20 protein-coding genes are annotated in these 21647 nt (G+C 49.0%); 3 read left to right on the forward strand and 17 right to left on the reverse strand.

The features are described from left to right. Positions 1 to 75 precede the first annotated feature (75 nt). Together C4B57_09365 and C4B57_09370 are read left to right on the forward strand one after the other, a co-directional pair. Entirely contained in the window at positions 76 to 720 is a 645-nt protein-coding gene (locus tag C4B57_09365) for a non-canonical purine NTP pyrophosphatase (protein ID PXF53482.1), read from the forward strand. A 297-nt stretch (positions 721 to 1017) separates the two neighbouring features. Continuing rightward, the gene (locus tag C4B57_09370) at positions 1018 to 2097 is read left to right on the forward strand and encodes a hypothetical protein (protein PXF53483.1); all 1080 of its coding nucleotides are present in this window, start codon (positions 1018 to 1020) and stop codon (positions 2095 to 2097) included. 56 nt (positions 2098 to 2153) lie between these two features. Here the strand turns inward: C4B57_09370 and C4B57_09375 are convergent, their stop codons facing one another. The 5 genes from C4B57_09375 to C4B57_09395 form a co-directional block, all read right to left on the reverse strand. Then, positions 2154 to 3146 carry an NAD-dependent dehydratase gene (locus tag C4B57_09375; GenBank protein ID PXF53484.1) on the reverse strand — a complete coding sequence of 331 codons (993 nt, stop codon included), beginning with the start codon at positions 3144 to 3146 and terminating at the stop codon, positions 2154 to 2156. A gap of 43 nt (positions 3147 to 3189) precedes the next feature. Next, positions 3190 to 3402: a transporter gene (locus C4B57_09380; protein PXF53485.1), complete on the reverse strand. Its 213-nt coding sequence runs from the start codon at positions 3400 to 3402 to the stop codon at positions 3190 to 3192. A 97-nt stretch (positions 3403 to 3499) separates the two neighbouring features. Beyond that, entirely contained in the window at positions 3500 to 3742 is a 243-nt protein-coding gene (locus tag C4B57_09385; protein PXF53512.1) for a hypothetical protein, read from the reverse strand. A gap of 379 nt (positions 3743 to 4121) precedes the next feature. Then, the gene (locus C4B57_09390; GenBank protein PXF53486.1) at positions 4122 to 4388 is read right to left on the reverse strand and encodes a hypothetical protein; all 267 of its coding nucleotides are present in this window, start codon (positions 4386 to 4388) and stop codon (positions 4122 to 4124) included. A gap of 356 nt (positions 4389 to 4744) precedes the next feature. Further along, the gene (locus tag C4B57_09395; protein PXF53487.1) at positions 4745 to 5260 is read right to left on the reverse strand and encodes a hypothetical protein; all 516 of its coding nucleotides are present in this window, start codon (positions 5258 to 5260) and stop codon (positions 4745 to 4747) included. A gap of 346 nt (positions 5261 to 5606) precedes the next feature. Here C4B57_09395 and rfaD point away from each other — a divergent pair, with 346 nt between their 5' ends. Beyond that, on the forward strand, positions 5607 to 6584 hold the full coding sequence (rfaD, locus tag C4B57_09400; protein PXF53488.1) for an ADP-glyceromanno-heptose 6-epimerase: 978 nt from the start codon (positions 5607 to 5609) through the stop codon (positions 6582 to 6584). Here the strand turns inward: rfaD and C4B57_09405 are convergent. The 12 genes from C4B57_09405 to C4B57_09460 all read right to left on the reverse strand — a co-directional run bounded on the left by C4B57_09405 (position 6577) and on the right by C4B57_09460 (position 21643). Beyond that, positions 6577 to 7449 carry a hypothetical protein gene (locus C4B57_09405; GenBank protein ID PXF53489.1) on the reverse strand — a complete coding sequence of 291 codons (873 nt, stop codon included), beginning with the start codon at positions 7447 to 7449 and terminating at the stop codon, positions 6577 to 6579. The genes rfaD and C4B57_09405 overlap by 8 nt on opposite strands. Before the next feature lie 26 nt (positions 7450 to 7475). Continuing rightward, positions 7476 to 8861, reverse strand: coding sequence for an amino acid permease (locus C4B57_09410; GenBank protein PXF53490.1), 1386 nt, complete (start codon positions 8859 to 8861; stop codon positions 7476 to 7478). Between the two features lie 166 nt (positions 8862 to 9027). Continuing rightward, positions 9028 to 9792 (reverse strand): hypothetical protein, encoded by a 765-nt coding sequence (locus C4B57_09415; protein ID PXF53491.1) that lies wholly within the window; start codon positions 9790 to 9792, stop codon positions 9028 to 9030. Between the two features lie 104 nt (positions 9793 to 9896). Further along, the gene (locus C4B57_09420; protein PXF53492.1) at positions 9897 to 10808 is read right to left on the reverse strand and encodes a tetrapyrrole methylase; all 912 of its coding nucleotides are present in this window, start codon (positions 10806 to 10808) and stop codon (positions 9897 to 9899) included. A gap of 11 nt (positions 10809 to 10819) precedes the next feature. Continuing rightward, on the reverse strand, positions 10820 to 11425 hold the full coding sequence (locus C4B57_09425; GenBank protein ID PXF53493.1) for a hypothetical protein: 606 nt from the start codon (positions 11423 to 11425) through the stop codon (positions 10820 to 10822). A 45-nt stretch (positions 11426 to 11470) separates the two neighbouring features. Continuing rightward, positions 11471 to 13009, reverse strand: coding sequence for a hypothetical protein (locus tag C4B57_09430; GenBank protein PXF53494.1), 1539 nt, complete (start codon positions 13007 to 13009; stop codon positions 11471 to 11473). A gap of 191 nt (positions 13010 to 13200) precedes the next feature. Then, positions 13201 to 13830, reverse strand: a complete 630-nt coding sequence (locus tag C4B57_09435) for a hypothetical protein (protein ID PXF53495.1) — start codon at positions 13828 to 13830, stop codon at positions 13201 to 13203. Positions 13831 to 14053: 223 nt separating this feature from the next. Next, positions 14054 to 14461: a biopolymer transporter ExbD gene (locus C4B57_09440; GenBank protein PXF53496.1), complete on the reverse strand. Its 408-nt coding sequence runs from the start codon at positions 14459 to 14461 to the stop codon at positions 14054 to 14056. A gap of 7 nt (positions 14462 to 14468) precedes the next feature. After that, a complete protein-coding gene (locus C4B57_09445; GenBank protein PXF53497.1) occupies positions 14469 to 15083 on the reverse strand; it encodes a MotA/TolQ/ExbB proton channel family protein in 615 nt (204 codons plus the stop codon). A 2-nt stretch (positions 15084 to 15085) separates the two neighbouring features. Further along, positions 15086 to 16630 (reverse strand): hypothetical protein, encoded by a 1545-nt coding sequence (locus tag C4B57_09450; protein PXF53498.1) that lies wholly within the window; start codon positions 16628 to 16630, stop codon positions 15086 to 15088. Positions 16631 to 16825: 195 nt separating this feature from the next. Beyond that, positions 16826 to 17677, reverse strand: a complete 852-nt coding sequence (locus C4B57_09455) for a cobalamin biosynthesis protein CbiK (protein ID PXF53499.1) — start codon at positions 17675 to 17677, stop codon at positions 16826 to 16828. Between the two features lie 48 nt (positions 17678 to 17725). Next, the gene (locus tag C4B57_09460) at positions 17726 to 21643 is read right to left on the reverse strand and encodes a magnesium chelatase (protein PXF53513.1); all 3918 of its coding nucleotides are present in this window, start codon (positions 21641 to 21643) and stop codon (positions 17726 to 17728) included. Between the last annotated feature and the right edge of the window lie 4 nt (positions 21644 to 21647).

Genomic DNA, 21647 nt, shown 5'->3' on the forward strand with positions numbered 1-21647 from the left:
TTACCTTCTATACTTTCCGGCGGCTGCCGGAGAGAAGTAATTAGCTGCTGTTAATACCATAGAAAGTTAAGTTGCATGAAAAGGAAATTGATTCTTGCCACCCGCAACAAAGACAAGTTGAAGGAAATCCAGGCGCTTCTTTCCGATCTCGATATTGACATCATGTCTCTGGATGAAGCAGAAAACGCACCACATGTGGTAGAAGACGGCAAGACCTTCATGGAGAATGCCTTTAAGAAGGCCAAGGTCATTGCAGAGGCCACCGGGATAATGGCCCTTGCCGACGATTCCGGACTCGAGGTAGATGCACTTGACGGGGCCCCTGGCGTCTACTCTGCCCGCTACTCAGGAGAGAATGCCTCTGATGCCTCAAACAACGAAAAGCTCCTGGCTGATCTCGAGGGAGTACCTGCAGGTAAAAGAAGTGCCCACTTCAGCTGTGTGATCGTAGTCTATCATCCATCCGGCCGGTGGATAAGCACTGAGGGTAAATGTGAAGGTGAGATTACCGAAAAATCTATAGGAGACAGGGGGTTTGGATATGACCCGGTCTTCTATCTTCCTTCTCTTAATTGTACAATGGCCCAGCTTTCAGCAGAGGAAAAGAACAGCCTGAGTCACAGGGGCAAGGCCCTTGAGAAGCTGAAGTCGGAGTTGCCCGGCTTTCTGGTTCGCTTGAATCAGGATCTTAAAGAGGAGGTAATTAACAATGAAGCTTGAAATCTGCGTCAAAGAAGAATGCCTGCGACAGGCCCTTGAAATAGCCAAGGCATACGCACAATCAGGAGAAAACAAGCACGGCCCGATGACGGAGTTCCTGGAACTGGTTTATCAGAAACTCCTGGAACTCAGGGCGGATGTCGGCAAGAATGCCTAAGATATTTTGGCAGTGAAACTTGAAACTTGAAATTGGGGAAAACAAAAAATGTAGATGCATTACCTAATTTCGAATTTCCAGTTCCGGTATCCGCCGATATTTCTAATTTAATTCCGATAGTTCAGGGAAGGCAGATATCAATGATATATGGTCACGGAGGGGATATCTATTCCCTGGCAAGGGAGCTTGGGACGTCACCAGGCAATATCCTTGATTTCAGCAGCAATGTCAGCCCGCTTCCTCCGCCTGAAGGTCTCATGGAGTCACTCGTATCACACCTGGATGAGATTTGCTGCCTGCCGGAAGTGGACAGTTCGGGGCTTCGGAAGTCCCTGGCAGGGAGATACGGGCTGCCTTCAGAGCAGTTCCTTGTTGGAGCGGGGACTACGGAGTGGATCTACAGCCTTCCCAGGGTATTAAGACCCGATAAAGTTGTGGTCCCATTGCCCACCTATTCCGACTATGCCGATGCAGCAAGATCGGCCTCGTGCCGTATTGAGACATTGGGTCCCTGGCCCCATGCAGAACCATCTTTCAATGCGGAGATACTCGAGTCGCTTTCACAGGCTGCCGAAGGCCGGTCTCTGGTGTATCTCTGCAACCCGAACAATCCTACAGGACGCTTTATCTCCATAAATGAATTACAACAGGTCATATCCCAATGCAGGAAAGCTACATGGGTGGTGGATGAATCCTATGCACCATTTGTGGCGCCTGACCTTGAAAGTTCTCTGATTTCAGAAAAGCTCCCGCCAAACCTCATAATTCTTCGTTCCTTCTCCAAGATTTACAGGGTACCGGGTCTCAGGCTCGGCTACGCAGCAGGTGCAGACGATCTGATCGGGGAGCTGGCCTCCGGGGCCAGGCCTTGGGCAGTAAGCCGTCTTGCCCAGATTGCAGGTGAATATCTCGTCGATCAAACAAATTATGAGCAGGATGTAAGGGACTACTGCAGGAAAGAAAAGTCACGTCTTTTGTCAAATCTTGTTGAATTTTCCCTGTTAAGACCCATAGAGGGGAATACGCACTTTATGCTGATCCAGGTCCTGGAGCCATGGACAGCTGCTTACGTCAAGGAAAACCTCATGAAGGTCGGCATCCTCATCAGGAACTGCGCGAACTTTGCAGGCCTTGAAGGCGAGTACGTCAGAATCAGCCTCAGATCCAGATCAGAAAACGACTCCTTAATAGATAGGCTTAAGGAGCTGGACGTTTTTTGAGAGCTCTTGTAGCTGGTATGAAGAGACCACAGATTGATTACAGATACTCTTTATACCTACATGGTCTCTGCTGCCCTGGACAGCCTGGCTTGATGCCAACGCACTGCATCACGAACGGACTCCTCTATCGGACGGGGCGTATGGCCAAATAGCTGCCAGGTCTTGCTTCCATTAAAGGCAAGAGAACGACGGCAGAGCTTGACTCCTGTCACGGAGCTCTCGGGTATCCTCCCGGTTAGCTTACATATCCACTCTTCGATGTAGCTTCCGGCCAGCGCTATAGGATAAGGGACCTTGAGCCTGGGAACAGGCTTGCCGCTCGCCTGGCTCAGGAGGGAAAAAAGCTCAGCCAGGGTAAGATTGTGACCTGATAATATATGCCTGCGGCCTGGTTCACCCTTTTCCGCAGCCAGGTGATGACCTAAGGCCGCATCCCTTACATCCACGAAATTTAAGGTGCAATCAATAAAGCCGGGGATTTTCCCCTGGAGAAATCTTGAGATCATGCGCCCGGGTGGCGTCAGATTCCGGTCACCGGGACCGATGGGCATAGTAGGGCTCACCACAACCGCAGGGAATCCTTCCTTGGCAGCCTGGAATACCGACTGCTCGGCCAGAAACTTGGCACGGCAGTAAGGTCCGATCATGTCATCGAGAGAAACCTTGGTCTCCTCGGTGATGAATCCCTTATGGTGACGTGGTGCAAGGATCGACTCCGTGCCGGTGTAGACCAAACGCTGCACGTCGGCCTGTTTTGCGGCCCGAACGACATTCTCGGTCCCTTGGCGATTGACTTGATCAAAGATCTCGGGGTGTTGATCCCAGAGATATGGGTTGGCCGCAAGATGAAAGACCCGTTCGCATCCCTTTATGGCATTAAATAACGCTCGATAGTCCAGGATATTGCCCAATACGGTTTCGGAAGGAGCTATTTTTTCATCCGCCGGAAAAGGATGGAGGTCAAAGACCTTCACCTCTCTCCCGTGACGCATTAACTCCCTCACCAGGTGATGACCAATTAAGCCACTACCTCCGATTACTATATCCATAAAAAATTACCTGAACACGAAAGTGCAAATCATCTCATCTTATTTAGCCGGAATGATACTTGAAAGACAGGCTGATCCTGACACGGTAAGCTATAACCTTTCCGTCCTCGATCTTCATATCAAGTTTCTTGACCTCTGCAATTCTCAGATCCCTGAGGGACTTGTCCGCAGTTTCAATGGCATTCTTTGCAGCCTCCTCCCAGGATACATCACTTGTTCCCACCAGTTCGATGATCTTGTAAACACTCCCAAATATAGTTTACCTCCTTCTTCAATCAATGTCGCTAAAGTAAATATTCTTTAGGCTGTCTGGACTAAAACCTGAAGTTTCACCGAAATTATACCATGTAGATTCAAGCAACCATGCGTAGCAAAGTATCCACGAAAGATTTTTTCAGTGCTTTGAGGTAATTGCCACAAACGGCATCAAAATTTTCACTCAGGGCGGCCTCGTCAGTAATGTGTCTCAGATCCGAGAATGCAAAACTGTTGCGTCCTCTGACTTTATGCCTACGTTCGGGGATGTTTTCCAGTCGTGCCCCATAGATCCAGGTAACGGTAGCTGCCATCATGGAAAAGTTGACGCGGTTGATCACTGCATGGGCATTACGGGTCTGGCTCTTGCTGCTGCCAATCTCCTGTTTGATTTCCTTGAAACCGGATTCGATTTTCCACCTCGCACCATAGTACCCGATGATCTGTTCAATGGACAAGTCCAGGTCAGTAGAAAAGAGGGCAATCCATTGTGTTTTACGAAAGACCCAGACTACCCTGACAGGGCATTTAACCCAAATTATGCACTTCAAACACCGAACAATAAGGAATAAATAGAAAAATCAGTAAGTTATGGTGTATTGTCCAGTTTGGAATGTTCACCCAAAAGGTGCATTCCACCCGCCTCGCATCTTTGGCAAACTTGACTGCTGCATAATTCGTGTTTAAGGGTTTTGAGCATGACCACATTTGTAGTAGCCATCACGTCGCGGTAACGCCCATAAAGAAATACGCGACGGCATGATGCCTTTGTTTTGAGCCTTGCTGCCATTTCAGCACACGTGCCCAGTCGTGCTCCATACTTGCGTGATCTGCTATTGGCATACCGGCAAAATGATCGGCCAATTGAGCCAACATCTCGGTCGCCTGTTCCGGCTTTGCCTGAAACAAGGTTGCTTCACCAGGGATAGCCATGTTATCTGATTTGGACGCAATCGCTTTTTTTCGGTAGATAGAACCGGTGGGCAAGAGGCAGACACGCCCAGCGGCCCTTGATACGTTTCAGCAAACCAATTAGAGCCACATTCTGCGCCCATGGATATTTGGACTGGCTGGATAACCTTTCACTGAAAAAGGCGCCGAGGCAGCCAAACGGGGTAATTTGTGCTGAAAGCGGTCGGCTGAGGCTCTTTTCCCCTTAACTCAGCTCAAAAAACTCTATTTGATCTCTTGGCAGCCCGATCCCAATCGTGATACACGATTTTCATGTCATAGGAATTGGTAGAAATGGAGTCTGAGGAGATTTTGGGCCCACAATTCACCGGTTCCTGATCAACTTGCCCCCCTAATCCCTGGAAAGCGATTTCCTGTCACTCACTCTCACTTCACTTCAATTTTTTGTAGCCCTTCCATCCCAGAATAGTCCCGAAAAGCCCAAAAATGATGGAGACACCCATTACGGCCTTTTGATATCTGCTACAGGAACTTACAGCGCCCTCTCCGGGCTGCTGGTCTGCCCGCAACGCCATAGTCTCATCAACCGGCACAGTAACTTCCAGACGGTGTCCTATTTCATCATCTACCACAACCTTCCAATCGCCTGCCACATCGGGAAAGAAACAGAATCGGCCGTTCCTGTCCGTTCTTCCTGATTGAAAGGAGAGCTTTGCGCCCGGGGCGGAAATGTTTACCTTGGCGTAACTCATTGGTTCACCGGTGTCATACTGGGCCGTGACCACCATACCTCCGGCACCTGCCATGCCCCTTACGCCGTGGGCGTAAATCACACCAGGCAGTAAAAAGATAACGCCCAAAAACATTATTAGTTGTTTACATTTCACTATATGCTTTTTCCTCTTGTCAAAGCAGAAATAGGCTAACAGACCCAAAACTGTTTCCATTTCCCCTTCGACTTACTCCTCTTTTTCTCCTCTCATATTTTAAATACAGTGATAGCCATGCTGCACGACACCTGGCTTGAAGCGTCAAAGCCGGATATCACCTGATGTTGTGCAGGCTATTCTTTTGGGATATCTCCTTTAAAGGCAAATTTTGCTACGAATTTTATTAAAATAACACAATTGCCATAAATGTCAACTTTTCGCAATTCAGGCATTTATAGTTGCACGCAGCCATGAATACAGTATAGATTTCTGACTGTGCTGGGTGCAGAGTGGCAGAAGCAACGCTTCAAAAGCATGAAAACATATATATTCAAGACAGAACACTCAAATCGGAGGATAAGATATGATTATTGTGACAGGTGGTGCCGGTTTTATTGGAAGCGCGCTTGTATGGCGACTCAACAAGCGCGGTATTGATGATATTGTTGTTGTAGATCACCTGGGTAAAACGGAAAAGTGGAAAAACCTTGTTTCCCTTTGCTTTTCCGATTATTTCGACAAATCCGACTTCATTGAAAGACTTGAAGCCGGATATTTCGGAAACAGTATCAGTGCCATTTTCCATCTGGGCGCCTGCTCTTCCACAACCGAGACAAATGCTGATTATCTTATTGAAAACAATTACCGGTATACGGCCCGTCTTGCCACATGGCAGGAAAAACACCGCACCTGCAGGTTTATATATGCCTCCAGCGCTGCCACCTATGGAGAGGGTGAGCAGGGCTATCGTGATACAGAGGATGAATTACACCTTCTTCGTCCGCTCAATATGTATGCGTATTCAAAGCACATGTTTGATCTCCTTGCCCTTCGCAAAGGATGGCTGCCACATATTGCAGGGCTGAAATATTTCAATGTCTTCGGGCCTAATGAATACCACAAAGGAGATATGAGAAGCCTCATAAATAAAGCCTATCCGCTTGTGCGTGATGAAGGGAAAATCCGGCTTTTTAAGTCATACCGTGACGAATATAAGGACGGGGAACAGCTTCGCGACTTCATCTATGTTAAGGATGCGGTTGATATGACCCTCTTTTTTCTGGATAACCCAAGAATAAACGGCATTTTCAATATCGGCTCGGGTGCTGCCCGGTCGTGGAACGAGGTGGCGGCTTCTTTGTTTCAAGCAGTCGGCAGGCCCCTTAACATTGAGTACATCCCCATGCCTGATGAACTGAAAGAAAAATACCAGTACTACACATGTGCTGATATGGCAAAACTACGATCCGCCGGATGTTCACATACCTGTATGGATCTGGATGCGGCTGTAAAGGAATATGTTCAGGGTTATCTTGATTCAAACAAACACCTCTCTAGTTGATGTCTTTTTCTGACCCAAAGCGGTTCAGATATAATCTTTTCTTCAAACTCTCTCTCGTTCTTTCCCGCCTCACGTTAAAAAGATCTTCAGGGAGAGAAGAAAGCAATCTCTTCACCCGGCTGTCCAGAAGCTGTTGAAACTGCACCACCTCGTCCAGTGACACCTGATCTTTCATGATCTTTTGCTCAAGTGTCCGGTATTCATTCTCATCACCATAGTGTTGCTCCTTCAATGACAGCCTCAAGCCATTCTGTCCGTTCTTCAATAAGAATGTATAGTTGTGCCTGCCAAAATCGAAGACTTTCAAACGTTGACTCCCCAGTGTAACCCCAAGCAAGACCTGGATGGCATCCAGGGCAGATGTGCAATTTTCCGCAATTACCGAAATTTCCCCCTCCAGGTTCCCGTTCACAGAAAGCAGTCTCCGGGCATATTCACAGGCCTTACAGCCAATCACCAACTCAGGGCACAGGTGGCCGTGGAAGTCAACGACTTTCTTGAGCGTCATATTGTTGGCCAGCATCTTTCTCTCCTCCCGATAAAGCGCCATCAATTCCCTATCGCCTAAAATTCGAAAGCTCAGGACCCAAAAACCTCTGTTAAAAGGACTCCTTTGATTCCTATCGCACCGCTGGAAGTAGAGAAAATAGACTTCATCATTATCCGCTTTGACCAGAAAACCATTGATATGACCCTTTGCCTGAGTTCTGAAACGACCAAGAGTCTCGTGAACAATGTGCTTTTTTCCTCCAAGGGTAAAATGAACAGGCATCTGTAGGGCGTTGTCGAAATCCACCCTCACCTTCTTCTGGATATATTCCATTAGATCGTACCGGATAGACCGCAAAGCCTCTGCTGCATTCATATCCACACCCGTTACATTATGCAACTTTATACATCATTATATTGCTTTTCCCTCTTATCAAAGTAGAAATAGGCTAACAGACCCAAACCAATTGTTGCCAACCCGAACAACGAGGTTACTGGTCTGCTCTTTAAGGAAAAATATATAATCCAGAGATTGCCTATCACGAACAGAAATGGGGTCACGGGGTATCCTACGGTCTTATAATTTCTCGTGAGCGCAGGTTGTCTTATCCTGAGCAGGATCATCCCCACCACAGTCAGCATGGCAAACAATGACAGGGTAAAACCGATGTATAAGAGAAGCTTGTCAAACGACGCCGTGATAACCATAAAAATGGCAATGGCTGCCTGCAGAAAGATGGAATATGCGGGTGTCCTGTGAACCTTGTTCACCTTACCAAAAAGCCCAAAGAAGATGCCATCTCTTGACATGGCATAATATACCCTTGGTCCGGTCATAATCATGGCGCTTAAAACAGATAGAAGTCCTATGGCAATAGCTCCGGCAAAGTATTTACTGACATGACCGCCGAACAAAGAGGCCGCAGCATTTTCCCCGACTTCGAGGACCCCGCTCATCTCCCCTGCAGGAAGTGCGTAAATATACACAACGTTCAAGAGCAGATAGAGACACATAACAATAAATGTCCCGGCAAACAGAGCGAGTGGTATGTTTCTGCCTGGCTTTCTGATCTCCCCCCCGATATAAGCTGCAGCATTCCATCCACTGTAAGCAAATGAGACAAATATCAGGGAGATGGCAAATTTGTCTTGGAAGGCTGATCCCATGTCCAGACCTCCAGAGAAATTGCCTGTTGAACCATGACCCAGAAAAAGCCCAGCTACAACAAATACAACGACAATACCAACCTTAAAGGCAGTCAATGCATTCTGAACCCTGCTCCCCATCAAGAGGCTGTGATAATGAACCAGCGAAAAGATAATGATCACACCGACAGCCACCACACTCTGTGGCGATATGGCAACGATGTTGACGCCTAAGAAAGGGAGAGTCATTTCTGGACCAAGAGGAAGTGAAAATGAGCAAAATAGATAGGTGGCAAAGGCAATAGAAGCTGCTGCAATAGGAGCTGAAAAACCCACGATCAAAGATACCCAGCCGGAAAGGAAGCCCATTCCCTTGCCAAAACTCTCCCGCAGGAACACATACTCCCCGCCCGCGCGGGGGAACATGGCGCCGAGCTCCCCATAACAAAGGGCACCACACAGGGCAAATACGCCCCCGACGAACCAGCAAAGAAGCATGGCTTGAGGATCGCCGAGCTCTTCTATAGTGAACCCTGAGGTAGTAAATATCCCGGTTCCTACCATGTTGGCGATTACCAAAATGGTGGCTGAAAAGAAACCAATTTCTCTTTTCAGGTCACTATCGCTCAAATTTTTCCTCATCAAAAATATCTTGATAGTATAGGAATTTCCATTTTTGAGACAGGATGAACAAGATCGTCAGGATGCTCGACACTAAACGAGCTGCTGCTGTATCCAACCCGGAAAAGGATCGTCTGGATGTGCCCCGTAGTGAATAAGACAAGAAATCTTGGGTTTTGCAAGCGGCTCACTGTACTACAAACGTGAAAGAGTAGTTGTAGCGGTAATTGTCACACTCCTCTTTGTCAGGGTAAGGCACTTCGTACATGACATTCACCAACCAGTTTCCCTTTTCCAACAGCTTGATGCAGGCCGTTCCATCCTTGTCCGTCTTCGTGGTAATGGCAAAACTATCCGGCTGGTCTGAAAAACCTGCATAAGTAGCACGGACATCAACGGACGCAAGGGCTTTACCATCATAAATAATCTTCACGGGCAATATCTCACCCTGCTTCAGATGTCCTCCATCTTTCAACGGAATGATTTCCAAAAGATCGCCAACAGGCTGGTCAGGCATCTTTCCCCTGTCGCCCACATTTATGAGAGCCTTGGCCCTTATGTCGTAACGGAAGCAGGAAACCACGTTCTCCAGGCCCCTTTTGGGCTGAAGTTTGTACCCCTCTGTCGTCTTGCTCAGAAAGCCGGGATGGATATTTGCCAGTATCGCATAGCAACCTTGTGCTGCGGGGACGAATTCAAATTCAGTTGGGGATACCTGCTTCAGGGGAATCCTGGTGCCTTTTGAATCCAGGGCATAGACCTCATTCAGATACCCCTCCTTGATCACCTCATCTTTTGGGAATTTGTGTCCCCAGCCGATCTCAATCCGAACCTTTTGCCCCACCTCCGGTTGATCATCATCAATGTTGAGCCACAAGGAGTGTGCCTGGGCAAGAGACGCTGAAAAACAAAACGGCAACAGCAATAACAATAAAAACGTATTCTTAATCATGAGATATCTCCTTAAACATATTCATCAACTGCAAATCCCCCAAAGCTTCTCTTGTCAGCTTGGGGAGATTTCACTTAAGAGGCCCTTGAGAATGTTTCAAGCCTTTATTCCAGATGTTTCTGCATATGTTTCATGGCCGACTCATAGGGCTTGCCTTGCATAAAACGCCCGATAAACAACAGGCCCATGAATCTTTCCTTGTCTTTTGCGAGCTTTTCTCCCATGTCAGCCACCGTACCGCGCAAGATGCGCTCTCGATCGGGATACCCGGCCCAGTAGACCACGGCACACGGCATATCCGGCGGGAGGACTTCCTGAAGCGCAGCGAATAACTCTCGTGGCTTCCATAGGGCCATGTAAAAGACCATTGTTGAATCATATTTCGCCAGGTCCTTGAGTATTTGGCGATCTTGCATATTCCAACCCATTAGGGAAAAAGGCGCTGACTGTATAACAAAGCGGGTGCCGTGCGCCGGGATCGTGCTTTTCCCCAAGGCTGCCATGGCTGCCGCGTCGCATCCCATACCAGGGATGATGACCACGTCCTGCCGATCGAACTGTTCCGCGTACCAGTGGCTGGGACCGTAAAGACAGGGATTACCGGAGTCGAGCAGCCCTACGTCTTTACCTTCTCCCAAGAGGTTCTTGATCTTTTCCACCCTCTCATCCCTTATCCGAAAGCGTTCTACCTTGAAACAGGCAAATTCCTCCTTGCTTAGTTCATCTTGTTTCTTCCCCTTGTAGTCCCAAATCCCTGTCCATGGATCAAACAGGATAGGCTTATTGCCCACATACTCGGCAAAGAGTTTCACATGCCTATCCGGGGCCACAATAACGTCCATTTGCCTGATCGTATTCAGGGCCTGCAGTGTGGCTGTCCCGGGCCCGGCCGGACCGGTTCCAATCACATATAAGTGACCGCGGCCCCAGGCTGCAGCCTGGGAAGCCCAACAAAGCGATCCGGCTATAGCCACAACAACCACCACAAGGAGGACAAGCCTTCTCATTTTTTTCATGGATTTATCTCCTAAAACTTTACACCGACCTGGAATCCCCAGACATACTCCGGCATTTCATAACCCGCTATCTCTTCGTAATCCTCGCCTGTTACATTGTTGCAAAAGATACTGACCACGTATTCCATCTGATCAAACCTGAACTTCTGCTCAAATCCCACATCCACGGTTATGTAAGGACTCATCCCTTCACCCCTTTGAGACTTACGCGCATCAACGTATCGGGAACTCAACTGGAACCATCCATCCTCCCAGACCATATAGCGAGCAAGCAGCTTGACCTTATTTCTGGCCAGAAGGTCTGGAAGATAATACGTCCATCCGTGTTCGTAGCCAGTGTCATTTACGCTGTGTCTTTGATACACATAGGCCGCCGTGGCCCGGAAACGGTCACCCAGCTTGATTGTGGCTTCCAGTTCTCCACCGTAGAGTTTGACATGGTCAATATTGCAAAGGCAGTCAGTCCCTGCACCCGACCCTTCTGAAGGGGGAATGGTAATGCCGTTATCATTGATAAAATCATCAATGTCATAATACCAGCCAGCGGCCCTGACGGTCAGAAATTTGAAATCCTGTATGATCCCAAGCTCATATTCCCATGCCGATTCAGGGTCCAATCTAGAATTCTCTCTGGACGCGCACCGCGCCCACCAGTAATAGTCTCAGGGACACGGGAGCCGGTAAGAGCGACTCACTGCGGCATAGAGGGCCGTCTCCGGGGTGGCCTGGAAATCGACCTTCAGGCTTGGATAAAAGCCGTCGTCGTTATCCGTTTTGCCCGAATTATCAGCACTGAACGGCCATCCGGGAGGCTGGGAATCGTAGCCCATTTCCCACCAGCCGTAATAGACATCCATATCGACATCATAGTAACGAATGCCGGGGGTAAGGGTCCACCGGTCACCGAGGTGAATAACATCCTGGATATAGGCTGATTTGACATTGTAGATGATGGGGTCCTTGTCCGGCCAGCCCAGTTCCTGGTACTCGGTCCCTGCCGTCACGCTGTGGGAGTCGAACAGGTCGATGTCCCGGTACTCGCAGATTATCCCCTTTGTCCTGTCATCAACAAAGTCGTCTTTTTTAAATTTTTTCTCCGGGTCTTCCATTGAGGCGCCTTTGCCATAACTGCTGGTCCAGCGCCTGCCCTCGGTCCAAAACCCATGGACATTTACAATACCCGGCCCCAGGGGCATCTGAAAGATGACATCCAGATAGGAGGTATGTTTTTTCCACTCCGGACGCAGTGAACCTGTTGTGGGCAACTGAGGCCAGTTGAGGTGCCTCAGCTGGTCTGCAGACTTCTTAAATTTGGGATAGTCGTCATCATAGCGGGCAGCTACACCCGGATCAGGATCATTCGGATCATTGATAACCGGGAAGCCATAGTCGACATCGGAATACTTGGCACCTGCAGTGAAAGTGGCGTCATGAGGAAGAAAAAAGCTCAAATGCCCGTTAAGGTTATCCACTCTCTGAAAGTCGTTTCTGAGATAACCATCCGTGCCTCCTCTACTTGCTGAAAAATGGTAACCCACGATATTGCCGACACCCCCGTCAACAGAACCTGACACATTATAGGTATCATACCTTCCATAGCCCCCCTTGAAACTCACATCAGGTTTGGGGTCATCCGTCTTTTTTCCCTTTTTCGTAATCATGTTGATCACGCCACCGATGGCAAAAGGATGAAGCACCGAATGTCCGCCCCGGATGATTTCAATGCACTCGATATCATCCAGGTTCAACGTGGACCAGTCAACAATGTACCTGCCGTAATGGCCTGTATGGTTGATCCTGCGACCGTCGATCTCTATGACCATACGCCCTTCGTTGAGGCCACGGATGGATACCTCATCGCCCGGGCTGGCCATTAGCGGATTGCTGCGCTGCACGTCGATCCCGCCGATTTCGGTCAGCACGTCTGTCAGCGTCCTAACATCACCAGGCCTTTCGAATTTATCCAGGTTAATGATGGTCCTCTCGGTTGTTATCTCAACGCCCGGCTGCGGGGCCATCACTGTGATGGTCCCAATATCAATCGGCTTCGGTTCCTTTTCCCCAGCCAATCCAGGAATTGAGATCGCGACCATGATAAAGGCAAGTCCGTTCACAAGAAAAACGTTCCAAAACTGTTTCCATTTTCCTTTCAACTTCACTCTTCTTTTCTCCTCTCCTATTTTAGATACAGTAATAGCCATACTGCACGACACCTGCCTTGAAGCGTCAAATCCGGATATCACCTGGTGTTGTGCAGTCTATTTTTTCGGGATATCTACGCTGAAGGCAAATCTTGCTACGAATTTTAAAAAAGTACTACTATTGGCAGAAAATGTCAACCTTTTGGATGATCAATTTTTCTGATGGATGGGCTTGGGGCAGATCTTGATACTCACGTAAGCTCAAACACTATGGTGAGCTCCAGGGGGATATCTCCCTTAAAAAGATGTGCAGGCGCTTTTGGAAATGGGGCAGCTTCCTTCACTGCCGTGAGCGCTGCTCCATCCAGGACCCTGTTACCTGACGTCTTTACGACCTCGGCCGACCTTATATCTCCTTCAGGCCGAATTATAAAGCGTACGGTCACACTCCCCTCTATTTGTCTGACCTTGGCACTTTCAGGATATCTCTTATATTTTTCTATTCTGAGCCGTACCATTTCCAGATAGCTGTCGGTTGTTGTGTAATCGCAGGCGGATTGATCCGGGATCCAGTCTGAGATGTCCGGGCCGGGAACATCCTGGATATCCGGCATGCTGATTCCCTCCACAAGGCCGTCCGGCAGGTCTTTCTCTACCGGCTCAAGTTTTATCGGTTTCAGGTGTGGGATAAGCTGGGTTACTCTCAGCTTTTTTATCTCCTGTGGCCGATCAGGGGGCTCGGGTCTGTGGCGCGGCCTGGGGATACTCCTTTTGGGAACTTTTGATATATTTTGAAGTGTCAACTCGATGTAAGTAAGGGTGTTTGAACTATAGAGTTTGGAAATATGCAAAAACAGGACAAGATGTATTAAAAGGGACACGCACAACAGACCGTGCAAGAGCCGGTTGGGACTTCTTTTTGTTGACCGGGATTTCACTCTTTAAACCTAAAATTGATTACATTACAAAAAGTCTGAAATGTGATTCCGCTCAAAAAACCCGAGATGCAAGGCACGAGATTTCCGAGAAGTGAGGCGTACTTAGCGTACGTCGCAATGACGAGGAAATTGAAGCAACGCCGCAGATTGGGTTTTTTCAGCGGAATCAAAATTCCTTTTCGGTCGCCAGACACAGCCGTCCAGCCCCTGCCGCCTTGGCCACATCCATGACCTTTACGGCCTTATTGAGGATTACGGCCCGGTCAGCCCTGACAACGACCAGTTTGTCTTCCTTGCCACCGATCATCTCCTTGAGCCCGTCAAAGAGCGCAGGCATGGAGACCTCCCTGGTTCCAAGAAATGCCCTTCCCTGCCGATCCACATAGACGGTAATCACCTCCTCGGTCTGCGGTGTCGAGGCCTTGGCCTGGGGGAGCTTGACCTTGATCCCCTCTTCAACCATAAAATTAGTAGTGAGGAGAAAATAGATCAAAAGGAGAAACACGATATCAATCAGAGAGGTCAGGGGAACCTGGACTCCCATACGGGCCCTTCTTTTGGGATGAACAATCATGATCAGGTTACCTCCCGGTGGCCTTGATGGCTGTCTTGATAAAGGTCACCATCCCGTCCTGTAGCCGGGCCTCATACTTGTCCACGCGGGACACGAGATAGCTGTGGGCCACCATGGTGGGAAGCGCTACTGCAAGGCCCAGGGCCGTGGTCAGCATGGCCTCCCAGATGCCGCCCGCAAGTACAGCGGCATTGACCTTGCCTCCCATCTGCTGAATGACCATAAAGGCCTTGATCATGCCGATAACAGTCCCCAGCAGACCGAGCAACGGAGCAATACTGCCAATGGTGGCAAGGACCTGGAGATAGCGGGAAAGCTCCCTGACTTCCTCCCCTGTGGAGTGGACAACCACTGTCTCAAAGGTCTCCCGGTCATGATCCATGACCTCCAAGGCACTTGCCAGGATACGCGCCATGGGGGATTCGCTCCTTCTTGCAAGATCAATGGCCCGGGCAGGCTCACCATCCCGCACATACCCGGCCACCTTTTTCACCAGTCCAAAATCCCGGATGCGTACCCTGGAAAAATGTATCAATCTCTCCAGGAAGATAGCCAGGGCAACCACGGAGCACAGAAGGATCGGTCCTACAAGAATGCCGCCTTTTGCAAGAAAATCGATCATACTTACACCCCCTTGCCTGTTTCATCTTCAATAATATCCGGTCTGCCATCAAAATTGAGATCTATCGAACGTCTCACCATTGCCTCCGACCCATCGTATTCCTCCCATTGATCAGGCTTTCCGTCTGCATTTGTGTCTACCTCAACAGCGGTCAGTCTTCCATTTTGATAGTGGTACCAGGTATCCACACGGCCATCTCCCGAATGATCCTCTTCGGCCCGGATTGCCTCTCCGTCCTGGTTGTAGAACCAGGTGATGTCCAGGCGATCAACGGCCTCATGCCTTTCCTGGCTCTTGACCAGCTTTCCTTCAGCATCGAAATGTTCCCTCAGGTCCGGATTGCCGTCACCGTCCTCATCAATCTCCCTGAGCCTCAAGACGTTCTTTTTATAATAACAGCGACCCTCCGGATTCTTATCTCTATCGGCATCCACCTCCATCACCATGGACCATGGAGACCTGTCGAACCACTGGGTGATCTCAAAGCGGCCGTCATTGTCCTCGTCCCTGACAAGCCGGTATTTCTTTTCATTCCTGTAAAAGATCTTTGAGCTGATCTTCCCGTTACCTTCGTCGTCTTTTTCCACCCTTGCAAGCAGTCCATCCTTATAATATTCCCATGTGTCGATCCTGCCGTTGAGATCCGTATCCATTTCGACCCGCTCCTTTTCTTCCCCGGCATTAAAATAAATCGTTACATCCGGCCTTCCGTCCCGATTAAGATCCTCTGTCTGGCGACAGGCCCTTCCCTCTTCAAACAGCGTAACGGTCTCCTTGAATCCGTCACCGTCAGCATCGTAGATTACCCTGACCGGCAGACCTGCATGAAAGGTACTGATCCTGTCAATCCGGCCGGTATGCCTGGTGTCTTCCTCCATGCTTTCAGCATGGCCGTCTGCATCAAAATGGATAAAAACATCCTTTTCCCCATCAAGGTTTGAGTCTCTCTCCTGATAGTGGGGTCTGCCGTGCCTGAACACGGTCATGATGTCATAACGGCCGTCCCCATCACCATCCACGCGTCTCTGTGACAGTTCATCATCCTTATAGGTCTGCCAGATATTGGGTTTGCCGTCGCCGTCCGTATCTTTTGCGGACGAGGAGAGCATCCCCTCCCTGAAATGATAAATGCTGTCAAACAGGCCGTCTCCTGTAGTATCTTTTTTTATCTTCAGGGGACGCTCCTGCGAATCAAATTGAATAACTTGAGTCACCTCGCCGGTGTCGTTTGACAACCTTTCATGCCTGGTCCTTTTCCCTGCCTCAAAATAGTCCCGGCAATCAATCCGCCGGTCATGATCCGTGTCCATTTCGACCCTTATGATCTGCCCTTTTTCGTAATACTGGAATCGATCCATGAACTCATCGGCATTGCTGTCTATCTCAAGCCTGATGAGCCTGCCGCGCCTGTCAAAAAGGGCGATCCGGTCTATCTTTCCATCCTTGTTCATATCCAGTCTCACTATCTTTTCCCGTGCCCATGCCGGTTCAGGCTGCAGCAAAGCAACTACGGTCAGCATGATAAAAAACGAGAAAAGATGCCTCATAACAATGCCTCGGCAACAGGAACAAAAATAATTCAATCCCTTCTCCATAAGGAATATTAAATGAAAGAGGAACTTTAATAACACATATCATATAAAAGTGCTACAATTATCACGAAATGTCAACTCCTGAGCCCCTTGCGAAATTGCCGGACCTCTTCCAAATTTCTAATTTCCAATTCCAAGTTTTATTCAGGCTCAGCAAAACTTTATAAGATCCAGCGAACGTCTTAACCTGTCGAGAAATAGCTCTCGAGTCTTTTCATAAAAACCGAGCCCTTTATAAAATCGTTCTTCTTGATACTCAACGGTCAGGCATTCCACGGAAAAACCGATTTCTTCCAGACGGCTTTTGTAGCTGTCTTGTTTCCCCAAAAGGTCCTGCTCTACATGGAGCCCGGCAACATACATGAACGGTATGATGCGGGCTCTCAACCCGGTTTTACCCGGATGAGAAGAAGAGAGAATTCGTTCAATTTTACCAAATACACCTTTGCTGCCAGGAATCCCTTCGATTGAACAGAAATAGACATTGCTGAATCTCCAGGACAGGAGGTGGTCGAGCCCTAAGTAAACAATATTTGCTGAGTCGTCAGAGAGTGGTGTGCCGTGTGCAACGAGCAGGTTGATTCCTTCTTCAGGAGAAATAAAATCCTTTGAAATGATATCCAATACCTCTTCAACAAAATGCCACCGGTGCAACAGGATCTCCCCCACAAGCACTCTGAGACCTGGAAACGATCGGCATGAATCCGCAAGGACCTCATATTCCGTTCCCGGAAAGATCAGAAGCGGCTGGACAGCGGCCCTGGTAAAGCCTTGTTGTTCAAGGGATGCCAGGGTTTGCAGGATCCCCGGATGTCCTGTCTTTTCCCTGATGATCTCGGATGTATAGGCCCATGAAATATCGTAATCTTTGAACTCACTGCGCACTAAATTGTCGAATAGCTGGTAAACAGCCTTGCCCCTTTGGGCCGTGCCGAAGGCAGTAAGAACAATGGCAGGATGTTCTTTAAGGTTGCCTCGCCGTCTGTACTTTTTAAAGTGCATGATTATCTCCCGAAAGATTCACGTCAAGGGCACGCGATGTCAGGTTTTCTACCTGTATTTTTTCACACCAAAGACCACCAGCCCCAGGATCAGAATAACAAACAGGGACGCAAGCCATTGTGCGCCGGAAGACGGCAGGTCAGTGGTGTCATCTTTTGCCTTGACCTCCTCCATCTTATATCCTTCCACTCTTTCTGACTCCGTCCCTGCTTTTGAGGTGTTTTTCTGATATTCTTCACCGGCCTTGAGGGTCTTTTGATCTGATGACTGTAGTCTTTTGGTGAACCCTTCATTCAGTTTTTTCTGCAATCTCTTTCGTGCCCTGACCTGCTCGGCCAGTTGCTTGCCCACGGCCTGCTCGATGGCCAGCTTGAACCTCTCGACCATTTCAGGCGACATGACTCCCGGCAGGGAAATAATGTTTACCACCATCTGGTTGAGTACCGGATTATTGCAGGTATGATCACAGCATGCCACACCCTTCTCGATGACATTAAGGGCGTATTCTGCTGCAAGCCTTTTCTTGATCTTTTCACCGGCATTCCAGTAGCCCTTTCGGATCGATTCCAGCATGCGGGCGGTAATGGACTGATAGGCCCAGGGGTTTTCCCTGTTGAAGAAATCCTTCATTTCGAGACCGTATTTATCTTCTACATACACATCAAAGGTCTGCTCCCATTTGGTCTTGTCGATGGCGGAGGGCACGGTCACCTGCCAGCCCCACATGTATTCCACAAAGTTCGACATCTCCCGGGCACCGGCATATTTTTCTTCCTTCATCCCCTCAATCCATTTGGGATTGAGATAACGCGTTCGAAGCTCGCGGCCGATGGTCCTGGCTACATCTTCCACCTCTACACGGTCCGAAATCCTCTGCATGGTAATCAGGGTATCGGGGACCTGCCCACTCTCTTTTTTGACAGCCAGAGAAAGCCCTCCCAGATACTGAAACATGTCGTCATTATCCATTGCTCCATAGATGTTGGAGGATATGGAATGGACAGCCACGTCCACTCCTTTAAGGTTTTGCCTGAATATCTCCCTTGCCTCTTCTCCCCATTTTCCCTGTCCAAAGGCATAGCCAACCCGGTTTTCATATACCTTCACGATCTCATCATCCGATTCCCAGAAACCGGAATTTCCTGTCATCTCGCAGACCCCTGTTCCATACGATCCGGGTTTCTCCGTAAATATCCTGATCCTGGAAAGGGTGTCCGCCCTTTCTTCATCCGAGCCGGATGCTATCAGCCGTGTCTTGATCTCTGCATTATGTCTGCTGATCAGGTTTTCTATATCTGTCTGGATGGCTGCCTTCCGGACCGCCTTGTCAAGAAGGAGCAGCATATTGGGGAAAAGGTCCCGGTAAAGGCCCGACGGATTTATCAGGATATCGATCCGGGGCCGATCCAGCTTTCTGCCCGGGATCACCTCTGTGCCCGTGACCCGGCCGGCCTTGTCCCAGGTAGGCTTCAGGCCCATCAGATAGAGTATTGTGCTTTCGTTGATCCCCTCGTTCCGGATCGTCTCGGTGGCCCAAAGAACAACAGCCACCTTTTCAGGATATCGCCTCTTTTCCCTCAGGCTCTTTCTGATGATCTTCCCGGCTGCGTATTTGCCGAGTTCCCAGGCCGCTTGAGAGGGGATCCTGTCCGGGTTGAAGCCAAAGAAGTTTTTTCCAGTTGGTATTGCGTCCATGTTTCTTATCGGGTCATTCCCTTCCCCTGATAGCACGTAGCCGCCTTTCAGGGCCTTGGTGAGATAATCGATCTCCCTCGGTCCGGAATCGACAAGGCCTGTTTTTACTTTTTCTTCATTCGCCTGGCTGTTGCGCTTTGAAATGGCCTTGACCATATCCTGTAAGGCCTCACCTCCAGGCGATATGCCGAATGTATGCATACCATAGGGCATGAGGTTTTCCCTGATCTCAAGCAGGTAATGCTCGATCTCTTCGAGCACACTATCGTCAAACTCCGTGATGCCAAGATCATTGAGGAGCCCCATGTCTGTGACAAGATCTTCTATTTTTCCAAGCTTTCCCCCGGCTGTCCGGCTTCCAAGAGAAACAGCCCTGTTGTAGCTGTTTATCATGTCATATAATTGGCTGTATTCATGATAGAGCCCTGCCTCCCTGACCGCCGGGATCAAATGGTCAATGATGACCCCCCTGCCCCTGCGCTTGGCCTGGATCCCTTCTCCCACGTCATCCACGATGTAGGGATAGATGTTGGGAATGTCTGTGATCAAGACTTCCGGTGGGCAGGAGGGCGAAAGCCCTGCCTGTTTCCCGGGAAGCCATTCATGGGTGGCATGTGTCCCCAGATGGATCATGGCATCGGCATGAAAGACGTGTTTGAGCCACAAATAGGCGGCGATGTACTGGTGGTGTGGATAAAGCGTGGGATCATGATAGAGCTTGACAGGATCATCTCCCCAGCCGCGGACAGGCTCCGGCATGATAAGGACATTTCCAAGAATAACTGCCGGAATGATGAATTCGCCGTTCTTGATCATGATGGTTGAGCCTTCTGCCTCTCCCCATTGTTTAATGACATTTTTCCTGAAATCTCCGGGGAGCCCGGAAAACCACTTCTGATAGGTCTTTACCGGGAGCCGGATGGCCTTTTTCCCCTCAAGCATCTTATCCAGTTCCCCCGGGGCCCAGCTGCCTATATTCCTGCCGTACTTCAGTACCAGATCCTTGATAGCGTCTTCGCTCAGATCCTTGTCCATGGCGACCCGATACCCCCCTTTTTTCATGCGCTGGAGGATAAGCTCAAGACTTCTGAATACATTAAGATAGCTGGCGCCCACATTCTGCTTCCCCTGGCCGTGATTATAATAAAGGATGGCCACCCTCTTGTTCTTATTCTCTTTTTTCTTCAATTGAACCCACATCTTCAGCCTGGGGATGAGCAGCTCAATGTTTTCCTTGATAGGTCTGTGAACAAACAGGACCTTACCGGTCTCTTGGTCTAATTGCCTTACCTTGCCGGTAAGAGCAGAGGATTCGATCAGGCCTGATATCTCCGGATTGGCAACAGTCCAGACCACGTCCATGGGCGGGATTCCTGTCGGATCACCACGCCATTCATCGATCGTATTTGAGTAAAGGTTAATCGCATTAAAGACCGGGACGTTCAGATTGATTAGGGCGCGCCGGACATCGTCGTTTAAGGCCGAGTAGAATTTGAGGGAAAAAGCCAAGACCAGATCGACTCTTGCCTGTTGATTCTTATCCATAAACAGCGACGTCAAAATGTCAAAATCGCGGCCAAAGGCAGGAACCACGTTGAATCCTTCATCCTCAAGCGTCTTTATCAGGTAATCGACCTTCTCCTTCTGCCCCTCTACGAGGGAAGATGAAAAAAGCATCATGCCTATCCATGGGGCGTCTTTGATGTACTCTTTTCGATTTCCATACCAATGAAGATATTCTTCAAGGCTTGTGAAAACCGCATCCGCACCGGCATGGTATATCCCAAGGCGCGGCAGCTTCCTGGCTTCCTCATAAGCGATGGATGAATCAAGCTCTTTATGTGCCACCCGGCAGATGAGGTTTTGGATATTAGCTACGCAGAGGTTACTGAAATACTCCTGAATATCAGGGTCAAAAATAATGCCTTGTCTCTTAAGGGCCTCATCATTCCTGGAACCTCTCACGGCATATATGTCCTTGCTCCTGATATTGACATCTTCTATCAAATACCTGCCCAGTTCACCCTGCATCACATCACAGATAATGACCTCGGAAGCATCAATAAACTCCCTTGCAGAACTATCGCTCGTGATATCATGATAAGTGAAGAATCTGACTTTGATATTGTCGGGGAGCCGAAGCCCTTTGATTGCCTTGTTGACAAGGCAGGTGTCCGCATCAATCACCAAAAAAGATATCTGTTTTGCCAAAGTTGTCGATGGGAACAAAAAGAGTATCGCAAGCGGTAAGAGAATATAGAATTTGTTTATGTCG

Source organism: Deltaproteobacteria bacterium, from assembly GCA_003194485.1.
Lineage (GTDB): Bacteria > Desulfobacterota > Dissulfuribacteria > Dissulfuribacterales > UBA3076 > UBA3076.